18 protein-coding genes are annotated in these 18,036 nt (G+C 66.5%); 10 read left to right on the top strand and 8 right to left on the bottom strand.

From position 1 onward, the window contains the following. The first annotated feature begins 3 nt into the window (after nucleotides 1-3). On the top strand, nucleotides 4-366 hold the full coding sequence (locus CR156_RS13070; protein ID WP_099818995.1) for a DUF4870 domain-containing protein: 363 nt from the start codon (nucleotides 4-6) through the stop codon (nucleotides 364-366). A gap of 123 nt (nucleotides 367-489) precedes the next feature. On the opposite strand, the gene CR156_RS13065 is transcribed toward CR156_RS13070, so the two are convergent. The 5 genes from CR156_RS13065 to CR156_RS13040 form a co-directional block, all read right to left on the bottom strand. Beyond that, a complete protein-coding gene (locus CR156_RS13065) occupies nucleotides 490-1,368 on the bottom strand; it encodes a polyprenyl synthetase family protein (RefSeq protein WP_100553153.1) in 879 nt (292 codons plus the stop codon). Next, a complete protein-coding gene (locus CR156_RS13060; protein ID WP_006381978.1) occupies nucleotides 1,358-1,618 on the bottom strand; it encodes an exodeoxyribonuclease VII small subunit in 261 nt (86 codons plus the stop codon). The genes CR156_RS13065 and CR156_RS13060 overlap by 11 nt, the downstream gene beginning before the upstream one ends. Nucleotides 1,619-1,654: 36 nt before the next feature. Beyond that, nucleotides 1,655-2,941 carry a tRNA lysidine(34) synthetase TilS gene (gene tilS / locus CR156_RS13055; protein WP_243381825.1) on the bottom strand — a complete coding sequence of 429 codons (1,287 nt, stop codon included), beginning with the start codon at nucleotides 2,939-2,941 and terminating at the stop codon, nucleotides 1,655-1,657. A 566-nt stretch (nucleotides 2,942-3,507) separates the two neighbouring features. Further along, a complete protein-coding gene (locus CR156_RS13045; protein ID WP_100553150.1) occupies nucleotides 3,508-4,053 on the bottom strand; it encodes a WG repeat-containing protein in 546 nt (181 codons plus the stop codon). Continuing rightward, a complete protein-coding gene (locus CR156_RS13040; protein ID WP_100553149.1) occupies nucleotides 4,050-5,756 on the bottom strand; it encodes an alkaline phosphatase in 1,707 nt (568 codons plus the stop codon). The genes CR156_RS13045 and CR156_RS13040 overlap by 4 nt, the downstream gene beginning before the upstream one ends. 154 nt (nucleotides 5,757-5,910) lie before the next feature. On the opposite strand from CR156_RS13040, the gene CR156_RS13035 reads away from it, so the two are divergent. From CR156_RS13035 to CR156_RS13005, 7 genes are all read left to right on the top strand, one after another. Then, nucleotides 5,911-7,245 carry a dicarboxylate/amino acid:cation symporter gene (locus CR156_RS13035; RefSeq protein WP_025876066.1) on the top strand — a complete coding sequence of 445 codons (1,335 nt, stop codon included), beginning with the start codon at nucleotides 5,911-5,913 and terminating at the stop codon, nucleotides 7,243-7,245. Between the two features lie 230 nt (nucleotides 7,246-7,475). Next, a complete protein-coding gene (locus CR156_RS13030; RefSeq protein WP_100553148.1) occupies nucleotides 7,476-8,015 on the top strand; it encodes a hypothetical protein in 540 nt (179 codons plus the stop codon). Then, the gene (locus CR156_RS13025) at nucleotides 8,012-8,626 is read left to right on the top strand and encodes a hypothetical protein (protein ID WP_100553147.1); all 615 of its coding nucleotides are present in this window, start codon (nucleotides 8,012-8,014) and stop codon (nucleotides 8,624-8,626) included. Before CR156_RS13030 ends, CR156_RS13025 begins: the two co-directional genes overlap by 4 nt. Nucleotides 8,627-8,668: 42 nt before the next feature. After that, nucleotides 8,669-10,051: an adhesin gene (locus tag CR156_RS13020; RefSeq protein ID WP_089236356.1), complete on the top strand. Its 1,383-nt coding sequence runs from the start codon at nucleotides 8,669-8,671 to the stop codon at nucleotides 10,049-10,051. A 140-nt stretch (nucleotides 10,052-10,191) separates the two neighbouring features. Continuing rightward, entirely contained in the window at nucleotides 10,192-10,896 is a 705-nt protein-coding gene (locus tag CR156_RS13015; RefSeq protein ID WP_100553146.1) for a C39 family peptidase, read from the top strand. A 13-nt stretch (nucleotides 10,897-10,909) separates the two neighbouring features. After that, a complete protein-coding gene (locus CR156_RS13010) occupies nucleotides 10,910-11,662 on the top strand; it encodes a hypothetical protein (RefSeq protein WP_100553145.1) in 753 nt (250 codons plus the stop codon). Between the two features lie 45 nt (nucleotides 11,663-11,707). Next, nucleotides 11,708-12,997, top strand: coding sequence for a transporter (locus CR156_RS13005; RefSeq protein WP_100553144.1), 1,290 nt, complete (start codon nucleotides 11,708-11,710; stop codon nucleotides 12,995-12,997). Between the two features lie 44 nt (nucleotides 12,998-13,041). On the opposite strand, the gene CR156_RS13000 is transcribed toward CR156_RS13005, so the two are convergent. From CR156_RS13000 to CR156_RS12990, 3 genes are all read right to left on the bottom strand, one after another. Next, on the bottom strand, nucleotides 13,042-14,394 hold the full coding sequence (locus CR156_RS13000; RefSeq protein WP_100554166.1) for a sigma-54 interaction domain-containing protein: 1,353 nt from the start codon (nucleotides 14,392-14,394) through the stop codon (nucleotides 13,042-13,044). Between the two features lie 231 nt (nucleotides 14,395-14,625). After that, nucleotides 14,626-15,402: a C40 family peptidase gene (locus CR156_RS12995; protein ID WP_100553143.1), complete on the bottom strand. Its 777-nt coding sequence runs from the start codon at nucleotides 15,400-15,402 to the stop codon at nucleotides 14,626-14,628. A gap of 132 nt (nucleotides 15,403-15,534) precedes the next feature. Further along, nucleotides 15,535-16,074, bottom strand: a complete 540-nt coding sequence (locus CR156_RS12990; RefSeq protein WP_100553142.1) for a C40 family peptidase — start codon at nucleotides 16,072-16,074, stop codon at nucleotides 15,535-15,537. Between the two features lie 111 nt (nucleotides 16,075-16,185). Here CR156_RS12990 and CR156_RS12985 point away from each other — a divergent pair, with 111 nt between their 5' ends. Further along, nucleotides 16,186-16,668 carry an FKBP-type peptidyl-prolyl cis-trans isomerase gene (locus CR156_RS12985; RefSeq protein WP_025876084.1) on the top strand — a complete coding sequence of 161 codons (483 nt, stop codon included), beginning with the start codon at nucleotides 16,186-16,188 and terminating at the stop codon, nucleotides 16,666-16,668. Nucleotides 16,669-16,767: 99 nt separating this feature from the next. Further along, the gene (locus tag CR156_RS12980) at nucleotides 16,768-18,012 is read left to right on the top strand and encodes a DUF418 domain-containing protein (protein ID WP_100553141.1); all 1,245 of its coding nucleotides are present in this window, start codon (nucleotides 16,768-16,770) and stop codon (nucleotides 18,010-18,012) included. Nucleotides 18,013-18,036: the final 24 nt, after the last annotated feature.

The following is an 18,036-nucleotide window of genomic DNA, read 5'->3' as shown; positions in this document are numbered from 1 at the left end:
GTCGTGAGCGAATTCGAGAACGTCCCGGCGGCGAGCAGCGTGCCTGCCGACCAGCGCACCATGGCCCTGGCAGCGCACCTGCTGGGCATCTTCACCGGTTTCATCGGCGCGCTGATCATCTGGCTGATCAACAAGGATGACGCCAGCAAGGCCTTCGTCACTGACCAGTCGAAGGAAGCGCTGAACTTCCAGATCACCGTGGCCATCGCAATGGTGGTGTGCATCATCCTGACCATCGTGGTCATCGGCGCGATCCTGATGCCGATCGTCGGCCTGATCAGCCTGGTCTTCAGCATCATCGCTGCGGTCAAGGCCAACAACGGCGAAGCTTACCGTTACCCGTTCGCGCTGCGCCTGATCAAGTAAGCGGTAACGATCAACGACGCAAAAAGAAACGCCCGGCAATGCCGGGCGTTTCCGTATGCGGCGCGTATGGTAGCGCCGGGCCAGGCCCGGCGAGCGCGCAGCGCGGCAGCTCCATTGCTGTGATCAGTGGTCGCGTTCCACCGCCAGCGTGGCCAGCGCGCGCAGCGCATCGGCTTCTTCGTGATAGCCCGCCAGCGCCTGCTGCATGTGCGCGGACAGTTCGCGCAGCTGCGCCTTGGCGCCGTCCATGCCGAGCAGGGCAGGGAAGGTGCTCTTGTCCTGGGCCTGGTCCTTGCCGGCGGTCTTGCCCAGCTGCTCGGAACTGGCTTCGACATCGAGGATGTCATCGCGGACCTGGAAGGCCAGGCCGAGCGCATCGGCGAAGCCGTCGAGCTGGGCCAGCACGGGTTCGGGCGCTTCACCGCACAGCGCGCCCATGCGCACGGCAGCGCGGATCAGCGCACCGGTCTTCAGCGCATGCATGCGGGTGAGCGCTGCCAGCGACTGCTGCTGGCCGGTGGCATCGATGTCCAGCGCCTGGCCGCCGCACATGCCGGCCGCGCCGGAGGCGTGGGCCAGGGTCTGCAGGCATGCCACGCGCAATGCCGCCGGCAGCGGCGCATCGGCCAGCAGGCCGAACGCACGGGTCTGCAGTGCGTCACCGGCGAGGATGGCGGTGGCTTCATCGAAGGCGATGTGGGTGGTGGGCTTGCCACGGCGCAGGGCGTCGTCGTCCATGGCCGGCAGGTCGTCGTGCACCAGCGAGTAGGCGTGGATCAGCTCCACCGCCATCGCTGCAGCATCGAGCTTGTCCAACGGGGCGCCGAACACCTGGCCGGCGGCATAGACCAGCAAGGGACGCATGCGCTTGCCGCCACCGAGTACGGAATAGCGCATTGCCTGGTGCAGGCGTTGCGGGGCTTCGGCCGGTGAGGGCAGGGCGGCGTCGAGCTGGCTTTCGATACGGTCGCGCCAGCGCGCGAACAACGCCTCAGCCGTCATGGCTGGGCGGATCGAAGGGTTCGGCGGTTTCGGGCTGGGCCGGATCGCTGAGCAGGCGCACGCGCAGTTCGGCCTGCTCCAGCGCCTGCTGGCACTGGCGGTACAGACCGACACCACGTTCGTAAGCACTGAGCGACGCTTCCAGGCTCAGCTCGCCGGTTTCCATCTGCTCCACCAGTTGTTCCAGCGATTCGAGCGACTGCTCGAACTGGGCGACCGGGGAGGCGTTTTCGGGGGACTTCTTGGCCATGCGACAAGTGTGGACGGCGCGCGCGCGAGGGTCAATTCACCAGCCGCCCGGATGCCACTGCAACTGTGCATTGCGGGCCTGCAGCCAGGCCTGCGCCGGTGCGGAAACAACCACGTCGGCGGCCGCCAGCAGCTGACCACCGTCGAACAGCAGGGGCAACTGCGCGCGTCGCCAGGGCGCCAGGTGTTCGCGTTGCAGGCAGTCCTTCAGCGCGGATGAATGCGTACGCCCGGGCAGCACGATGCGTTCGCCCCCTTGGCGGGCGCGCAGTTGCAGCGGGTGTTCGAAGCCGTCCGCGCCGAGCAGGCGCAGCTGGCCGCCGTCGGGCAGCTGCAGCGGCGCGCGGCCGTCCCACGCCGCCTGCCAGTCCTTCGGCAGTGACGGCAGCTCTGCCGGCAGCAGGTAGGCGTGCTGGCGCCACTGGCGGATGACGTGCTGTTGCCAACGCACCTGCGATTGCCGATCGGCGCCGGCGACCATCAATTCGTTCTGTGCCTGCCGCAGTACATGCGCCGGCAGCGGCGCTGCGTTGTGCTGGCGTACCCACGCACGCAGCACGCGCGCAGCACGTTCCGGTGCGACCTGGCGCAGCAGCTCCAACGACAGCACCCGTGGTGCTACTTCCAGGTGAGCGAGCAGCTCGGCATCTTCTTCGTCGAGCAGCGCGCGCGTCTGCGCGCTATGCGCGGCGCTGCCCGCCAATGCGGCGGTGGCGTGTGGCCAGCGCTGGCGCAGCAGTGGCAACACCCGCAGACGCAGGAAATTGCGGTCAGCGTGGTCTTCGCCGTTGCTGGGGTCTTCGATCCACTGCAGGCCGTGAGTCGTGGCGTAGGTCTGCAGGCTGCTGCGAGGCACATCGAGCAATGGCCGCCACAGCCGATGGCCGTCGAGGTGGCTGTCAGCGGTCATCGCCGCCAGCCCATCAATGCCCGAGCCGCGCAACGCGCGCAGCAGGAAGGTTTCGGCCTGGTCATCCTGGTGCTGGGCCAGCGCCAGAGTTTCCGCAGCCTGCAACTCGGCGGTGAATGCAGCGCGGCGTGCCAGCCGGGCGGCACCTTCGAGGCCATGGCCGCCCTCACGCGTGACCTGCACGCGGTGCACGGCCAGCTCGATGCCCAGCGCAGCACATTGCTGCTGGCAGTGGCGCACCCAATCATCGGCAGCCGGTTGCAGGCCGTGGTGGACATGGATGGCACGCAGCGGCGTGCCGGCGGCCTGCGCCGATTGCCACAGCCAGTGCAGCAGCACGGTCGAATCCAGCCCACCGCTGTAGCCGACCAGCAGCGGTGCATCCAGCGTAGCGGGGGGCGGGAAGGCAGTCACGGCGGCAAGTATAGGGTGGGTCGGCAGGGCGGCGCCCTGCACCCGCCGAAGCGGTAGTGCCGGCCGCTGGCCGGCAACCTGAGCAGCAACAGCAACAGCCGAAGCAAAAGCCGGCATTCCGTGGGATGGCGGGGTGGGTCCGGTTGCGGGGGACGCTGCAAGTACGTCCATGTAAGCTCGGTCGCCGCATCCATGCGGCTCACACCCCCGCAACCGGACCCACCCCGCCTTCGACAGTTTCCCGCGATCTGTCGGAATTGCTCTTGGGGTCAGATCCGTTTTCCGTAGGAAAACGGATCTGACCCCAGATTGATTTCGATATCTGAAAGAGATTCATCCACGCATGGCGTGGACCTACTGGCCACCGGGAAACTGTCAGAGGTGGGACGGTGTCGGATTGCGGGGTGTCAGCCGCATGGATGCGGCTGCCAAGCCCCCATGGACGGGTTCACGGCGTCCCCGCAATCCGACACCGCCCCGCCATCCCACAGAATGCCGCTGTTGCTGTTGCTCGGCTGTTGCCGTTGTTTCGGCAGGTGCAGGGCGCAGCCCTGCCGATAAACCCCTTACTTCAGCCGGCGACCGGAACGATCGATGCGGAACCACTCGCCGCCTTCCATCGGCGTATGCCCGTCGCCATCGGGCGTGCCTCGGCGGCAGCCGTTGCAGACCTCGGCCACGCCGTCCTGGAATGGCCAGGCAAAATCGAACGTGGCCGCAATCACCTGCTCGAAGGCAGCGTTGAAGTAGCCCACGCGATCGCCGACGCGGCCGCGGAACAGGCCTTCCTGCAGGGAGTCTGCGCCGTTGTCCCAGGTGATCACCGCCTGGCTGCGGCCGCGACGGTCGACGTAGTGGAAGCCGTCGGCGGTCTGTACCAACGCCAGGCCGTCGCCGTCGTAGGGAAGATCCTGCAGGGTGTCCGCGCTGATCTGCGGCTTGCCATCGACGACCTCGCAGCCGGGCAGCATCCACAACCCGTGTTCTTCGGTCATGACCTTGCAGGCCGGCCCCTGCGCTGACGCGCAGGTACTGGCCAGCACGCCCAGCAGGGCCAGCCAGCGCACATGGCGCAGGCTGGCCAGGGCAGGGCGTGCCGGCCGAGCCATCACTTGCTGTCAGCCTTGCGCTCGAAGGTGGCCGGTGCCGGCAGTTCCACCGGTACGCCCTTGTCGTCGCAGGTGCCGGCCTTGCACAGGCGGTCGCGCAGGGCAGGGGTGGCCTGCACGATCATGTGGTAGATCGCGTTCTGTTCCAGGGTGCCGCGGATCGCCTTGCTGCCCGGGCCGCGTGCCCAGATGCCGACGTCCTCGCCACCATGCGATTCGGACTTCATCGGTACCAACGCTTCCTGCATGTAGTCCGGATGCTCGGTATCGACATCGTGCAGGTTCGGGCGGCCGTTGGCCGGCTCGAAGCTGCTGGGGTTGTGCGGGTAGCGCTTCGGGCCCGCCGGCTGCTGGTTGCTGGTGCCGGTGTGGCCGGGGCCGTTGGCATAGCTCAGGGTGGTGTAGGGCTGGCCGTTGCCATCCAGTGCCAGGTCGAGCTTGCCCGCACCGTCTTCGCCGCCCTTGTCCTTCACCTTGCCCAGGATCGGGTTGCCACGGGCCGGGTAGCCGACGAAGTTCAGGGTGTGCGAATGGTCGGCGGTGACGATGATCAGCGTGTCGTCGGCCGAGGTCAGCTCGTTGGCCACGCGCACGGCATCGGACAGGGCCACGGTCTCGGTCAGCGCACGGTAGGCGTTGCCGCTGTGGTTGGCGTGGTCGATGCGCGCGCCTTCGATCATCAGCACGTAGCCTTCCTGATGGCGCGACAGGTTCTTGATCGCTGCAGCGGTCAACTCGGCCAGGCTCGGCTCACCGGCCGGGTCCTGCGGACGTTCGTACTCGTAGCGCATGTGGTCCGGCTCGAACAGGCCAAGAATCGCCGGTGCGTTGGCGGCGGCCTGCAGCTGCTTGCTGTTCCACACGTAGGCGCCCTGTGGGTGCGCCTGCTGCCATTCCTGCACCAGGCTGCGGCCGTCCAGGCGCTGGCCGACCTTGTCGTCGTACTCGGGGTCGCGCTCTTCCACGGTGGTGAACTCACCGCGACCACCGCCCAGGGCGACCAGTGGGCCGCGGCCGTAGCGCGAGGTCGACAGCAGCTGCTGGGCGATGTCCTTGCAGCCGGCGGCCTTGGCCGCTTCGGTCAGGTCGGTGTCGTTTTCCCAGTTGCGCTCGGGCGAGTGCGCGTAGGTCGCGGCCGGCGTGGCATGGGTCAGGCGTGCGGTGGAGACCACGCCGGTGGCCAGGCCGGCGCTGTCGGCCAGCTGCAGCCAGGTCAGCAGGCCCTTGGACAGGCTGTCGGCGCAGTCGGTGCGGCTGCCGGCACTGACGCCGATCGCACCCATGTGGGTCTTCACGCCGGTGGTGATGGCGGTCATGGTGCCGGCCGAATCCGGCGTCTGCGAATCGGTGTTGTAGGTCTTGCTGAACGCGGTGGCCGGGAAGCGCTCCCACGACAACAGGTTCTCTTCGCCCGAGCCGCCCTTCTGCTGGCCTTCGTAGATGCGCGAGGCGGCCACGGTGGTCAGGCTCATGCCATCACCCAGGAACAGGATGACGTTTTTGGCCTTGCCGGCCATCGCGCCATTGGCGGCTGCCTGGGCGGCACCGCTGCGGTACCACCACTGCGGGGTTTCACCGGCAGGGTGGGCAACGGGGGCGACGCTGACCTTCAGGCCGGCCGGAGCGGACGCGGGGGCGGTGCTGGCGCAGGCGCCGAGCAGCAGGGTCGTGGCGCAGGCGGCCAACAGGGAGACGGAACGACGCATGGACGCTGGGATCTCACAAAGTGAAACGGGACGTTCATTATGCCCGGCCTCGCAAGGCACGCCGATGACACACTGATTTGCCACGTGGGCGGTCGTTCTGCAGCCCGCCTTGGGCTATCGTGCCAGCATCCCTTCCTACCCCCTTGGATTGCCTATGAAGCTGGTCTCTGCCTGGCTGCGGATTCCATTCTGGCAGCGCGTGGTCGGTGGCTTCGTGCTCGGTGCGCTGGCCGGCTGGGCGCTTGGCCCGGCGGCTGAAACCTGGTTCGGCCCGCTCGGCGAGCTGTACGTCACCCTGATCAAGATGATCGCGGTGCCGCTGGTGTTCTTCGCGGTCATCAACGCGATCTCTTCGCTGCACGGCCAGAAATCGGTCGCCGCGCTCAGCGGGCGCACGTTCCTGTGGTTCGTGATCACCGCCGCGCTCGCGGTATGCGTGGGCCTGGGCGTGGGTACGGTACTGCAGCCCGGCGCCGGTGGCCTGCAGCTGTCGATGGCCAGCAACTATGTGCCGCGCGAAGTGCCCAGCGTGGTGCAGGTGCTGCTGGATGTGGTGCCGTCCAACGTGTTCTACGCGCTGTCGGGTATCGGCACCAAGGTCAACGCCGCCGGTGAGACCGTGCTGGCGGCGGGCCGTGGTTCGATCCTGCCGGTGATCTTCTTCGCAGGCCTGGTCGGCTTTGCCATCGTCAAGCTCGGCGAGAAGGTGACCGAAGCGCGCAAGCTGGTCGGGCAGATGAGCGACATCATGATCCAGGTGACCCGCTTCGTGCTGGAAGTCACTCCGATCGGCACCTTCGGCCTGATCGCCGGCCTGGTCGGCAGCTATGGCTTCGAGAAGCTGCTGCCGCTGGGCCACTTCGTGCTGGCGCTGTACGTGGCCTGCGCGCTGCACATCGTGGTGGTGTACAGCGCGCTGCTGCTGGCGCACGGGTTGAATCCGCTGAAGTTCTTCCGCGGTGCGGCGCCGGGCATGCAGGTGGCCTTCGTCAGCTCCTCCAGCTTCGCGGCGATGCCGGTTGCGCTGCGTTCGATCACCCACAACCTGGGCGTGAACAAGGATTACGGTTCGTTCGCGGTGCCGCTGGGCGCGAGCATCAAGATGGACGGCTGCGGCGCGATCTATCCGGCGCTGTGCGCGGTGTTCATCGCCCAGTACAGCGGTGTGCCGCTGACGCCCGAGCAGTACGTGGTGGTGCTGATCGCTTCGGTGCTGGGCAGCTTCGGTACCGCCGGCGTGCCGGGTACGGCGGTGATCATGGCGACGGTGGTGCTGAGCGCGGCCAACCTGCCGCTGGAAACCATCGGCTATCTGTACGCGATCGATCGCATCCTGGACATGATGCGCACGATGACGAATGTGACCGGTCAGATGCTGGTGCCGGTGCTGGTGGCCAAGGAAACGGGCCTGCTCGACCAGACGGTGTACGACAACCCGTCCACCAACGTCGGCATCGATGATCCCGACCCGAGCCCGCCGCGCGCCTGAAGCGGCACTGCAACGGGCTGTATCAGTACCTGTAACACTGCTGATACAGCCCCGGTGGCGCCTTGCGCAGTGGTGTTTCCTGCGCGTTAAGGCGAACGGAATCCGAACGAAGTTGTAACACTGCGGCGTCATGCCGCCGCGGTGTTACCCGTCAAACCCCCGCTGCGACGGCCTCCCGGTGTTGGCACGAAAGCTGCTCATTCCCCTCGCATATGCAACGGGAGAGCGGCATGGACGGCAGCACCACCCTTATCACTGTTTCTGGCCGGCAGCTTGCGCTGCTGCTGGTGCTGGCCGTTCCGCTGGCGGCCGCTGCTTCGGGCGCCCGCCAAGGGGTGAAGGCGCAGCCTGGCGAAATCGTCCTGTTGCGCGACGTGGCCACGCGCCCGGCCTACCGCATGGCGCCGCCCGGCGTGGCGTTGATCGCCGATCCGAAACCGCAACAGGAGATCGCTGCCGCACTCGGCAGCAGCGGCGCCGCCAGCGGCATGGATGAACTCAGTGACGACGACTACGCCGGTCTCGGCGCCGGTCAGTCCGGCAGCGTGCACGCGCACGGTGTCACCACCGTCGAGCGGGTGACCCAGCAGGCATTGGGCGGAACCCTTGGCCGCTCGGGCGAGGGGATGATCAGTGGCAGCAGCCTCAGCGGTGCGATGAGCGGCCCGCTGGGTGCGGTCGGCAATACCACACGCGGCATCGGCGATACCGTGCGCGGCGCACTGTCGCAGTTCCCGCTGGGCGCACCGGCGCAGGCGGGTGGCAAGTGAAGCGCGCAGTGCTGCTGGCGGCCTGGCTGGCAGTACCGGCCGTAGCCTTGGCCGACGACTACAGCGGGATGCTGGCCTACCTCGATGTGACCCGCATCGACGGCCGCGCGCTGGCCGGTGCCAGTGGTGCCATCGCCATCAACCAGGCCGCGGGCGATCTCAACATCCAGGCCAACCTGCATGGCATGGTCAGCGGCGACCGCGCCGACGTGGCCATCGCCGCACGGCAGCAGCACAGCAACGATGTCGTGCTGTCGGCACCACTGGAAGCCAGCGCGCACATCGCCGGACAGGCGCTGGCAGGGGCCAGCGGCATTGCATCGATCAACCAGGCCAGCGGCATCGCCAACACGACGCTCAATGTCGTCAGCGCGACGCTGGCCCGGCAAGGAATACGCGAGTCCGATGACACGGCGTTGGCCGCCTCGGACATCGCGTCAGCAGGGGGGCAGGGCGATACCGGTGACGGTGTTGCGGCGGGTATCCGCAGTGTCGGCGTTTCCTCGACGGCACTGCGGGGCTTCGACGGTGTCCTGCAACTCAATCAGATCGCGGGAGCGCGAAACGATACGGCCAATGTTCTGGGCCTGGTCGTGCAGGGCAACCCGTGAGTACCACCCACCCGATGTATCACTGATGAGAGAGAGGGCACCATGAAAGCGACTGTCAAAAAGACCGTACTCGCCATGGCAATTGCCACTGCCTCGACCGCTGCTGCGGCCAATGGCTGGGACAACCAGAACGCCAACGCGAACATCAACCACAACCACGTCGTGACCGAAACCCGCAACGACACGCACAACCACACCGACAACGAAGTCCGCAACTGGACCCGCAGCAACACCACGGTACGCAACAACACCGACACCTCGAACGTGACCCGCAATCGCACGGTGAACGTCAACGAGCAGGTGCAGAAGAACAGCAACATCCAGGCCGACGAGCGCAAGGAAAAGAACAACCACGGCGTCGACGTGAACCTGGAGAAGGACCTGCGGCTGAGTTCGGACATCAACTTCTCCGGCGATCCGACCATCACCGGTGACATCGATCTGGATTCGGCCGCCATCGCCGTGATCGACAACCGCCAGTCGATCAGCAACAACCTCACCGGCAACAGCCTGGTCACCAACAGCGCTTCGATCGCCGATGATGTCGGCGCCGGTGCCTCCGGCAACCTCGGCTTCAACGTGGTGGCCGGCGACAACAACGCGCAGGACAACGCTGCGTCGCTGTCGGCTGCGGATGCCTCCTTCAGCTTCGGCATGGCCGACGCCGAGGTGTTCGTCAACCAGGCCGGCTTCGGCAACACCACCATGAACTCCGGCGTCACCAACGCCGCAGGCCTCGGTGGCAATGCCTTCGGCGGTGCATCGGGCAACATCGGTGTGAACATCGCCTCGGGCAACAACAACGAGCAGAAGAACGCACTTGCTGCATCGGTAGCCACCAGTGCGATGGCGCAGTCGAGCATCAGCTCCAACCAGGTGTCCACCGGCAACACCGTGTCCAACGCCGGTTTCGTGCAGTCCTACACCGATACGGTGCAGGTCGGCCTGAGCGGCCGCGTCGCTGGCGGTACCCTGGCCGTGGGTGCCGGTACCTATCGCGGCACCGGCAATGCCTACCAGATGGCCAACTACTACCTCGATACGTGGAGTGGCGATCTGCCGCATCCGGGTGGCAATGCGACCGGGCACATCGATCTGGACAACGAGATCCAGAACGCAACGATGAACCCGAACCGGCCGGGAGTGGGTGGCCTGGGCTTCGATACGCGTGAAAGCGGCACCAGCCAGTTCGTCGAGCTGGGCGTGGCCGACCTGTATGCCAGCCTCAGTGGCACGGTCAGCACCACTCGCTGGGTGAACGTCAATGCGACCAACACCTCGGCACTTTCCGGCAGCGCGTTCTCCGGCGCGTCCGGCAACATCGGCGTGAACGTGGCATCGGGTACCGGCAACCTGCAGGCCAACAGCCTGGCATTGGCCGTGGCGCAGCCGAGCACCGGCGGTGGGACCGGCGGCGGCGAGTGATCCACGGTGTGACCGCTTTCGCAGCGAACCTGCGTTGAGCGCAACAAGCCCGGCCATCCGCCAATGGCCGGGTTCCCCCGGGAGCCCCTGTCCCTCCTCCCCCTTGGGGCAGGGGCTCCTTCCTTCTCGTGGAGAACAGCATGGCCGGTCATCGCTGGTGGTTGCGTTTGCTGCCCTGCCTGCTGCTGTTGACCAGCGCATCCGGCTGGGCAGGCGAGGTGGTGTTCAGCGGGGTGCTGCCCAATGGCGCGCTGCTGCAGCAGAAGGTGGAAAGCATGCAGGAGCGGCGTTATCGCAACCTGGTGCGGCAGCACACCGACTACAGCTGCGGGGCGGCCGCTCTGGCCACCATCCTGCGTTATGCCTACCACCTGGACACCACCGAGGCGACGGTGATCGAGGGAATGATGGGGGTATCCGATCCACAGCTGGTCAAGGAACGCGGTTTCTCGTTGTTGGACATCAAACGCTATGTCGAATCGCTGGGCATGCGTGGACGCGGCTATCGCATCGATGAATCGCGGCTGCGCACGTTGCGGGTTCCTGGACTGGTGCTGATGGATGTACGCGGCTTCCGGCATTTCGTCGTGCTCAAGCAGGTGCGCGACGGCGTGGTGGAAGTGGCCGATCCGATTCTGGGCAACCGCAGCCTGTCATTGGAAGAGTTCAGCGCCGCCTGGCCGTCACGTGCTGTTTTCGTCGTGATCGGCAGCGACTTCGATCGCAATACGGCGCTGCTGCAACCCAGCGAACGGCCCAGTGCCCGCGCGTTGTATGCGCGGCAGGGACCGATCACCGATGCCGAACTGGTCGACTTCGGCTTCAGCCACGCCGACCTGTTCTGAAGGAGGCACGATCATGCAATGCCAACGTGTAGTACTCGCCCTGCTGCTGATGCTGTCGGTGTCGCCGTTGATGGCGGCAGACGGTGCACCGGGGCGTGGCCTGAAGGAAATACCCGATCCCGAACTGAACCTGATGCGTGGCCGCTACACCGTTGGTGGCAACAACGTGGCCTGGTTCGGGGTGACGATGATTTCGCAGTGGCAGGGGCCCAACGGTGCAGTGGTGCAGGGAGCGCTGACCCTGGGCATGGATTTCCGCAATGGCGGGACACCGAAACTGAGCTTCCAGCCCAGCGTCCACGTCACCGCCGCTGACGCTCCGTTGCCGACCACGGCAGGGCGCAGCATCGACAGTACCGGCCTGGCCAATGCCAGTGGACTGGTGCAGAGCGTGCAGGTGGCCGGCGATGGCAACACCGCGCGCAACGTGACCACGCTGACCGTGCGTGATGGCGCGGTGCCGACAGCGATGACCGACGACGGCAGCCGCATGGCGCAGGCACAGCAGGGTGGCGCTACCGCCACAGCCATGCTCGATGGCAACCAGGCGCGCCTGCTGCTGCAGGTCGACGGGCAGAGCCTGGTACAGCAGTGGATCCGCAACGGCAGCGTGGGGCAGGGCATTGCCTTGGCCGGCGATGGACAGACCGCCAGCAACCGGCTGCAACTGGAACTGGTACGCAACACCGCGGCCAACAACCTGCCCTTGAGCCAGAACGTGGCCCAGGCGATCGGGATGAACCGCGGCATGGGCCCGGGCCAGTAACACGGCCTGGTCAGGGGGAATCGACGTACAACGCAGGTCACCGACATGCACACTCTCTTCCGGCTTACTCCGTTGGCGCTGGCGGCGCTGGCGGCCACCGCCTTCGCCCAGCAGCCTGCGCCCAATGAGGGCGCCGACATGCAGGCACTGATCGCGCAACTGGAACAGCTCAAGGCCAATTACGCCCAAGAGGTACGACGCCTGCGCGAACTGGACATGCAGGTGCAGGCGATGCAGGCGCGGCTGAGCGGTCGCGCAGGCCCCGGTACGACGCCCGCAGCGCCGTTGGCGCCCGCTGCAGCATCCGCCGTTCCGCCCAGCAGCGAAGGCTATGCCAGCAGCGCGGCCGAGGCACAGCAGGCCAAGCAGGAGGCACGGCGCAGCGTGGACGACGTCAAGCAGCAGCAGGCGGCGTTGTTCTCGCGCCGGTTCACCATCGAAAACGGCCTCACCTATGCGCGCTATGACCGCAAGCAACTCACCCTCAACGGCTTCCTCGCCCTGGATGCGATCTTCCTCGGCAACATCGCGATCGAGAATGTCGAATCCGATTCGTTGACCTACAACCTGGCCGCGCGCTGGGGCGTCAGCCCCAACCTCACCTTGAACCTGGACGTGCCATACCTGGCCCGGCGCACGGTCTACCAGAAGGGCGGTGCCGGCGGTGCAGCAGCGGCGATCGCGCAGGAAGAAACCAACGGCAACGGCATCGGCGATGTCAGCCTGAGTGCCAATTACCGGCTGTTCGCCGAACGCGGCTGGCGTCCGGAGACGGTACTGACCGGTGGCGTGACTGCTCCTACAGGTCGCGCACCCTATGGCCTGGACTGGAAAGTGATCGAGCGCGATGACGATGACTACATCCGCTTCGCGGTGCCGCAGGAGCAGCCGACCGGCAACGGCGTATGGCAGGCCAACCTGGGCGTGTCGATGGTGAAGACCGCCGATCCGGCCATCCTGTTCGCCAATGCCGGCTACATCCATTCGTTCCCGCGCGGCTTCAGCGATATCGACAGCAACCCGGATACGGTCAACCCCGGTGACGTTAAGCTGGGTGGTTCGGTGTACTTCGGTGCCGGTGTGGCATTCGCGTTCAACGAGCGCACCAGCCTGAGCATTTCCTTCAGCGACAAGATCAGCACGCGCGCCTCGACGCGGTTCAAGGGCGGTGAATGGGTGAAGGTGATCGGCAGCGATGCCAATGCAGCGTCGCTCAATCTCGGCGTGACCTACGCGTTGAACCAGCACACCACGTTGGTGACGATGCTGGGCATCGGCCTGACCCCGGATGCGCCGGACTTCACGCTGGCCTTCAAGGTGCCGTACATGTTGTAGGCGGGGCGGCCGGGCCATGCCCGGCTGCTTCATGCTGCCAGCGGTCAGCGCTGCGCCGGCAGCTCAAGATGATGTTTGCGGCACAACCGATAGACCGTCACCCGCGAGATCTGCATGTGCCGCGCGCACGCCGACACGTTGTAGCCATGCTGGCGCAGGGCCTGCAGCAGTACATCGCGCTCCACCTGGCCACGCGCATCCTGCAGCAGCGCACGCCGTGCGGGCGCATCGGGTTCGGCCAGATCCAGGTCGGCCGCGCTGATCAGTTCTCCCTCCGCCACGATCGCCGCCCGCTGTACGCGGTTCAACAGTTCGCGCACGTTGCCCGGCCAGTCGAACCCGCGCATCGCCTGGTGCGCGCCAGGATCGAAGCCACGTGCACGGCCGGCATGACGTTGGCGGAATGCGCGCAGGAAGTGTTCGGCCAGCAACAGGACATCGGCGCCACGTTCGCGCAGCGATGGCATCGGCAGGCGCAGCACATTGAGGCGGTAGTAGAGATCGCGCCGGAAGCGGCCCTGGGCGACCGCGTGTTCCAGCTCGACATGGGTGGCCGCCAGCACGCGCACATCCACCCGCAGTGGCTGGTTGCTGCCCACCCGTTCCAGCGTGCCCTCCTGCAGCACCCGCAGCAGACTGGTCTGTGCATCCGCAGGCAGGTCGCCGACCTCATCGAGGAATACGGTGCCGCCATGGGCTGTTTCGAACAGGCCGATGCGACGTTGGGAAGCGCCGGTGAAAGCGCCACGCTCGTGGCCGAACAGTTCGGACTGCACAAGGTTGGCGGGAATGGCACCGCAGTTCACTGCCAGGAAGGGCTTCCCAGCACGCCCGGACAGCGCATGCAGCGCCTGCGCGGCCAGCTCCTTGCCGGTGCCGGTTTCTCCCGTTACCAGCACCGGCAGCTCGACCGGGGCGAATTTGTGCAGGGCAGTGCGGACGGCCAGCAGGGGGGCGCTGTTGCCGATCAGTGCAGGAAGACCGCCACCGTTGTGGGGCGCGGCGAGTGGCAGGTCATCGCCGTCGCACTGGCGCTGCATCGCCGACAGCAGGTCGGGAAGCTCCAGCGGCAGCGAGAACTGATCCTGGCAGGCCCGCAGCAACGCCCCCCAGGCGGGAGGAGGGCTGCCCAGCCCGGCGGGCAGCACGGCCAACCACGGCAGGTGATGGTGCTGCTCGACCCACGGCAGCAACAACTGCGCCGCCTCTGCGTCCAGATGGCGAAGATCTACGACGGCGACCAGATGATCGCGGCCGCGCAGGCCAATGGCCATGGCAGGTGCAGGGCTGACACAGCGCAGTTGCCATCCGGCGGCCGCCAGCGCGCCGCGCTCGGCGGCCGGTGGCTGGCCGAACCAGATCACGCAGCGCGATGGAATCTCCAGGCTTGCCGCCATGCCTTCCCCCAGCATCCGGGCAACGCGGGCGGCTGACAGGTCATCATCGGTGTGCCGCCCCACGCCGGGATGCTGCGGCCACGCGTGGGTGGCCGGTTGCGGCCCAAACGGACCGTGACATCAATGACCAACGCAGCATGCGTCGAGCAGCGGCCATCGCCGGCCCAATGAACCAACAAAAAAGCCGCTGCAGGGCAGCGGCTTGTCAGGTCACGTGCGGACGGCCTCGAATCAGAGGTCGACCCGGCGGGCCTGCATGAACTTGTTGCCCCAGTAGCCACTGAGCAGGGTGTCGACGCGGACGTCCTTGCCGGTGCTCGGGGCATGCAGGAAGCGACCATCGCCCACATAGATGCCGACGTGGTCGACCCGGCCCTTGCGGCCGAAGAACACCAGATCGCCTGCGGCCAGGGCGGCGCGGTCGTTGATCAGTTCGGCATTGGCGTCATGCGCCATTTCACGCGAGACGCGCGGCAGCTCGATGCCCAGGGCCGAGCGGAACACATAACCGACCAGGCCGCTGCAGTCGAAGCCGCTGTCCGGATTGCTGCCACCCCAACGGTACGGGGTGCCGAGCAGGGTCATGGCCCGGCGCAGCAGCGACTGCACCTTGCCGTTGTCGGCAGCGGTACCGACCACGACGCTGCCATTGGCGGCGCTGCTGGTGTCGTAATTGGCGAGGAGGCGGCTGAGGTCACCGGCCACCATGGCCGAGCGGTCCATCAGCGGAATGGTGTCATTGGCGGCCAGGTGCGGCAGCAGGGCGGCCAGGGTGGCGCTGGCGGCGGCATCGGCGCGGCTGCGCTGCGGAGCGGTGGCGTCGGCCTTGGCGGCTGCGCGGGGAGCGGTCTCGGCGGTGGCAGCCGGGGTCGCATCGGTACGGGTGGGAGCGGACTGCGACCAGGCGGGAAGGCTGGTCAGACACAATGCCAAGCCCAGCAGAAGCGGGCGGACACTACGCGAAGAAGCGGCGGTCTGGCCTTGGCACGTCGGGTCGTTTGTCGTCACGCGTCGGTCACAAGGAAAAAAACGATGGGGCATCATGCCCTGTAAAAGCGGTAATAAGTTAAAAATTCCGTTAGTAAATCGTTAGTTGCGTAGTGACTCCTGTCACAATTTTGAACATATCGCCTGTTCATTTTAGCGAAGGACGCGTTTCGCCCCTGTGTAGTGGTCCTTCCAGTAGGGTCCGCTGAGCGAATCCAGGCGCACCGTTCCGCCGGTGCTCGGGGCGTGCACGAATCGACCTTCGCCCACGTAGATCCCCACGTGACTGACATTGCCGCGGCTGCCAAAAAAGACCAGGTCGCCGGTCGCCAGGCGCTTCGGATCGATCTTCGGGCCCTGTACCGCCGCCAGGTCGCGTGAGGTCCGCGGCAGCTTCAGATCCAGCATTTCACGGTAGACGTAGGCGACCAGGCCACTGCAGTCGAAGCCGGATTCAGGCGTGTTGCCGCCATAGCGGTAGGGCGTGCCGACCAGGCTGATGGCGCGCATCAGCACCGAATTGGCGGCCTCTGGGTTGTCCGGTGTGGTGCTGGGCCAGCTTGCCGCAGGCGGTGGCGGTGCGGAACGGACGGCCTTGCCGCCGCCACAGGCGGTCAGCAGAAGGGGCAGGGCCAGCAGCAGGGCGGGCGCGAGGAGCCGGCGCGTGCCGGACGAAACTGGCGTGATGTGCATGTTCTCCGGATAATGCGCGACCTTGGATTGGCCGTCATGATGGCGGCGTCCCCGCCGGGCGACAACCCGCCCCAACCCGCCTGCCTCCGGCAGATCCAGACAGAGTTGCGCATGAAGATCGAAAAAGACCGCGTTGTCCGCTTCCACTACACCGTCTCCGAGGCCGGCCAGGAGCCGATCGAATCGTCCAAGGACCGCGGCGAGCCGCTGGCGATCCTGATCGGCCACGGCAACATCATCCCGGGCCTGGAAAACGCCATGATGGACAAGGAAGCCGGCGCGACCTTCGACGTCGACGTCAAGGCGGCCGATGCTTACGGCGAGCGCCGTGATGGCCTGTCCCAGCGCGTGCCGAAGAAGCACTTCGGTACCGCCAAGCTGGTCCCGGGCCAGCAGGTCGTGCTGCAGACCAACTTCGGCCCGCGTGCCGTGACCGTGCAGAAGGTCGGCATGAGCGTGGTCGACGTCGACCTGAACCATCCGATGGCCGGCAAGGACCTGCATTTCGACGTCGAGATCGTCGACGTGCGCGAAGCCGGCAAGGAAGAGCTCGAACACGGCCACGTCCACGGCGACGGCGGTCACCAGCACTGATCGCGCTGCGATCGTGATGGCAGCAACGGCCCGCTTCGGCGGGCCGTTGCGTATGTGGAACAGGGCGGAGCCATCCACGGTCCGCAGGCCGGCGGCATAATGACGGACCTGCACGCCGGATGCCCCGTGAACACCGCTTCCCCTTCCCTGCAACCGGTGGCTTCCGGCGAACGCATCGCCCTGCTGGACATACTGCGCGGGTTTGCCCTGCTGGGCATCCTGCTGATGAACATCGAGGCCCTCAGCGGGCCGCTGGACCTGGCCTTTACCGGCATCGACGCGCATTGGCAGGGCATCGACTACTGGGCCGATGCATTCGTCTATGTGTTCGTGCAGGGAAAATTCTTCACCCTGTTCTCGCTGTTGTTCGGTGCGGGCTTTGCGGTGATGGCCCAGCGTGCTGAAACGGCGGGTCGCCCGTTCACTCCGTTCTACCTGCGCCGCAGCGCCGGGCTGCTGCTGATCGGCCTGTGCCACGCATTGCTGGTCTGGTCGGGCGACATCCTGGTGCTGTATGCACTGGCCTCGCTGCCGTTGCTGGCCTGTCGCGAAGCACCGCGCAGCTGGCTGCCGTGGATGGGTCTTCTGGTGTATGCACTGGGTGTTGCGCTGATGCTGCTGGTCGGCGCAATGGTGTCGATGGCCACCCCGCAGGACCTGCAGAAGATGCTGGTCGACGCGCAGCAGGGCATCGACCAGCAACGTCTGGTGTATGGCCAGGGCGACTGGATGCAGGCCAACGTGCAGCGCCTGCATGAGTTCGGCGCGTCGCTGGGTGGCATGTTCATTTCCGGACCCGAAGTGCTGGGTATGTTCCTGCTGGGTGCCTGGTTCGCTGGCAGCGGCGCATTGACCGCGCCCGAGCGTTTCCCCCGGTTATATGCCGGCCTGCGCTGGGTCGCGCTGCCTCTGGGCCTGCTGGTCACCCTGGCGGGTGTGTTGTGGAAGCCCTATCTGGCCCCGGGTGTCTATGACCTGCCGACCACCTCGGCAATGGCGCTGGTGGCCGTGGGCGGCGTGCCGATGTGCCTGGGCTACCTGGCCTGGATCGTGCACTGGCGTGCGCGCATGGGCTGGCTGGCGCCGGTCGGCCGGATGGCGCTGACCCACTACCTGGGTCAATCGCTGGTCTGTACGTTGCTGTTCTATCACTACGGGCTGGGGTGGTTCGATGCAGTGCCGCGTGCCTGGCAGCTGCTGTTGGCATTGCTGCTGTTCGCTGCGCAGGTAATCCTCAGCCATCTGTGGCTGCGCCGTTTCCGCTTCGGTCCGATGGAATGGCTGTGGCGTGCGATGACGTACCAGCAGTGGCCAGCGATGCGCCGTGGGGCCGGGCAGGGGTGATCGATGCAGGCCACGCACATCTCT

Origin of the sequence: Stenotrophomonas lactitubi, from assembly GCF_002803515.1 — a bacterium.
Taxonomy (GTDB): Bacteria; Pseudomonadota; Gammaproteobacteria; order Xanthomonadales; family Xanthomonadaceae; genus Stenotrophomonas; species Stenotrophomonas lactitubi.
Note: the sequence above shows the minus strand (reverse complement) of the source record. Positions and strands in the feature narration are given on the sequence as shown.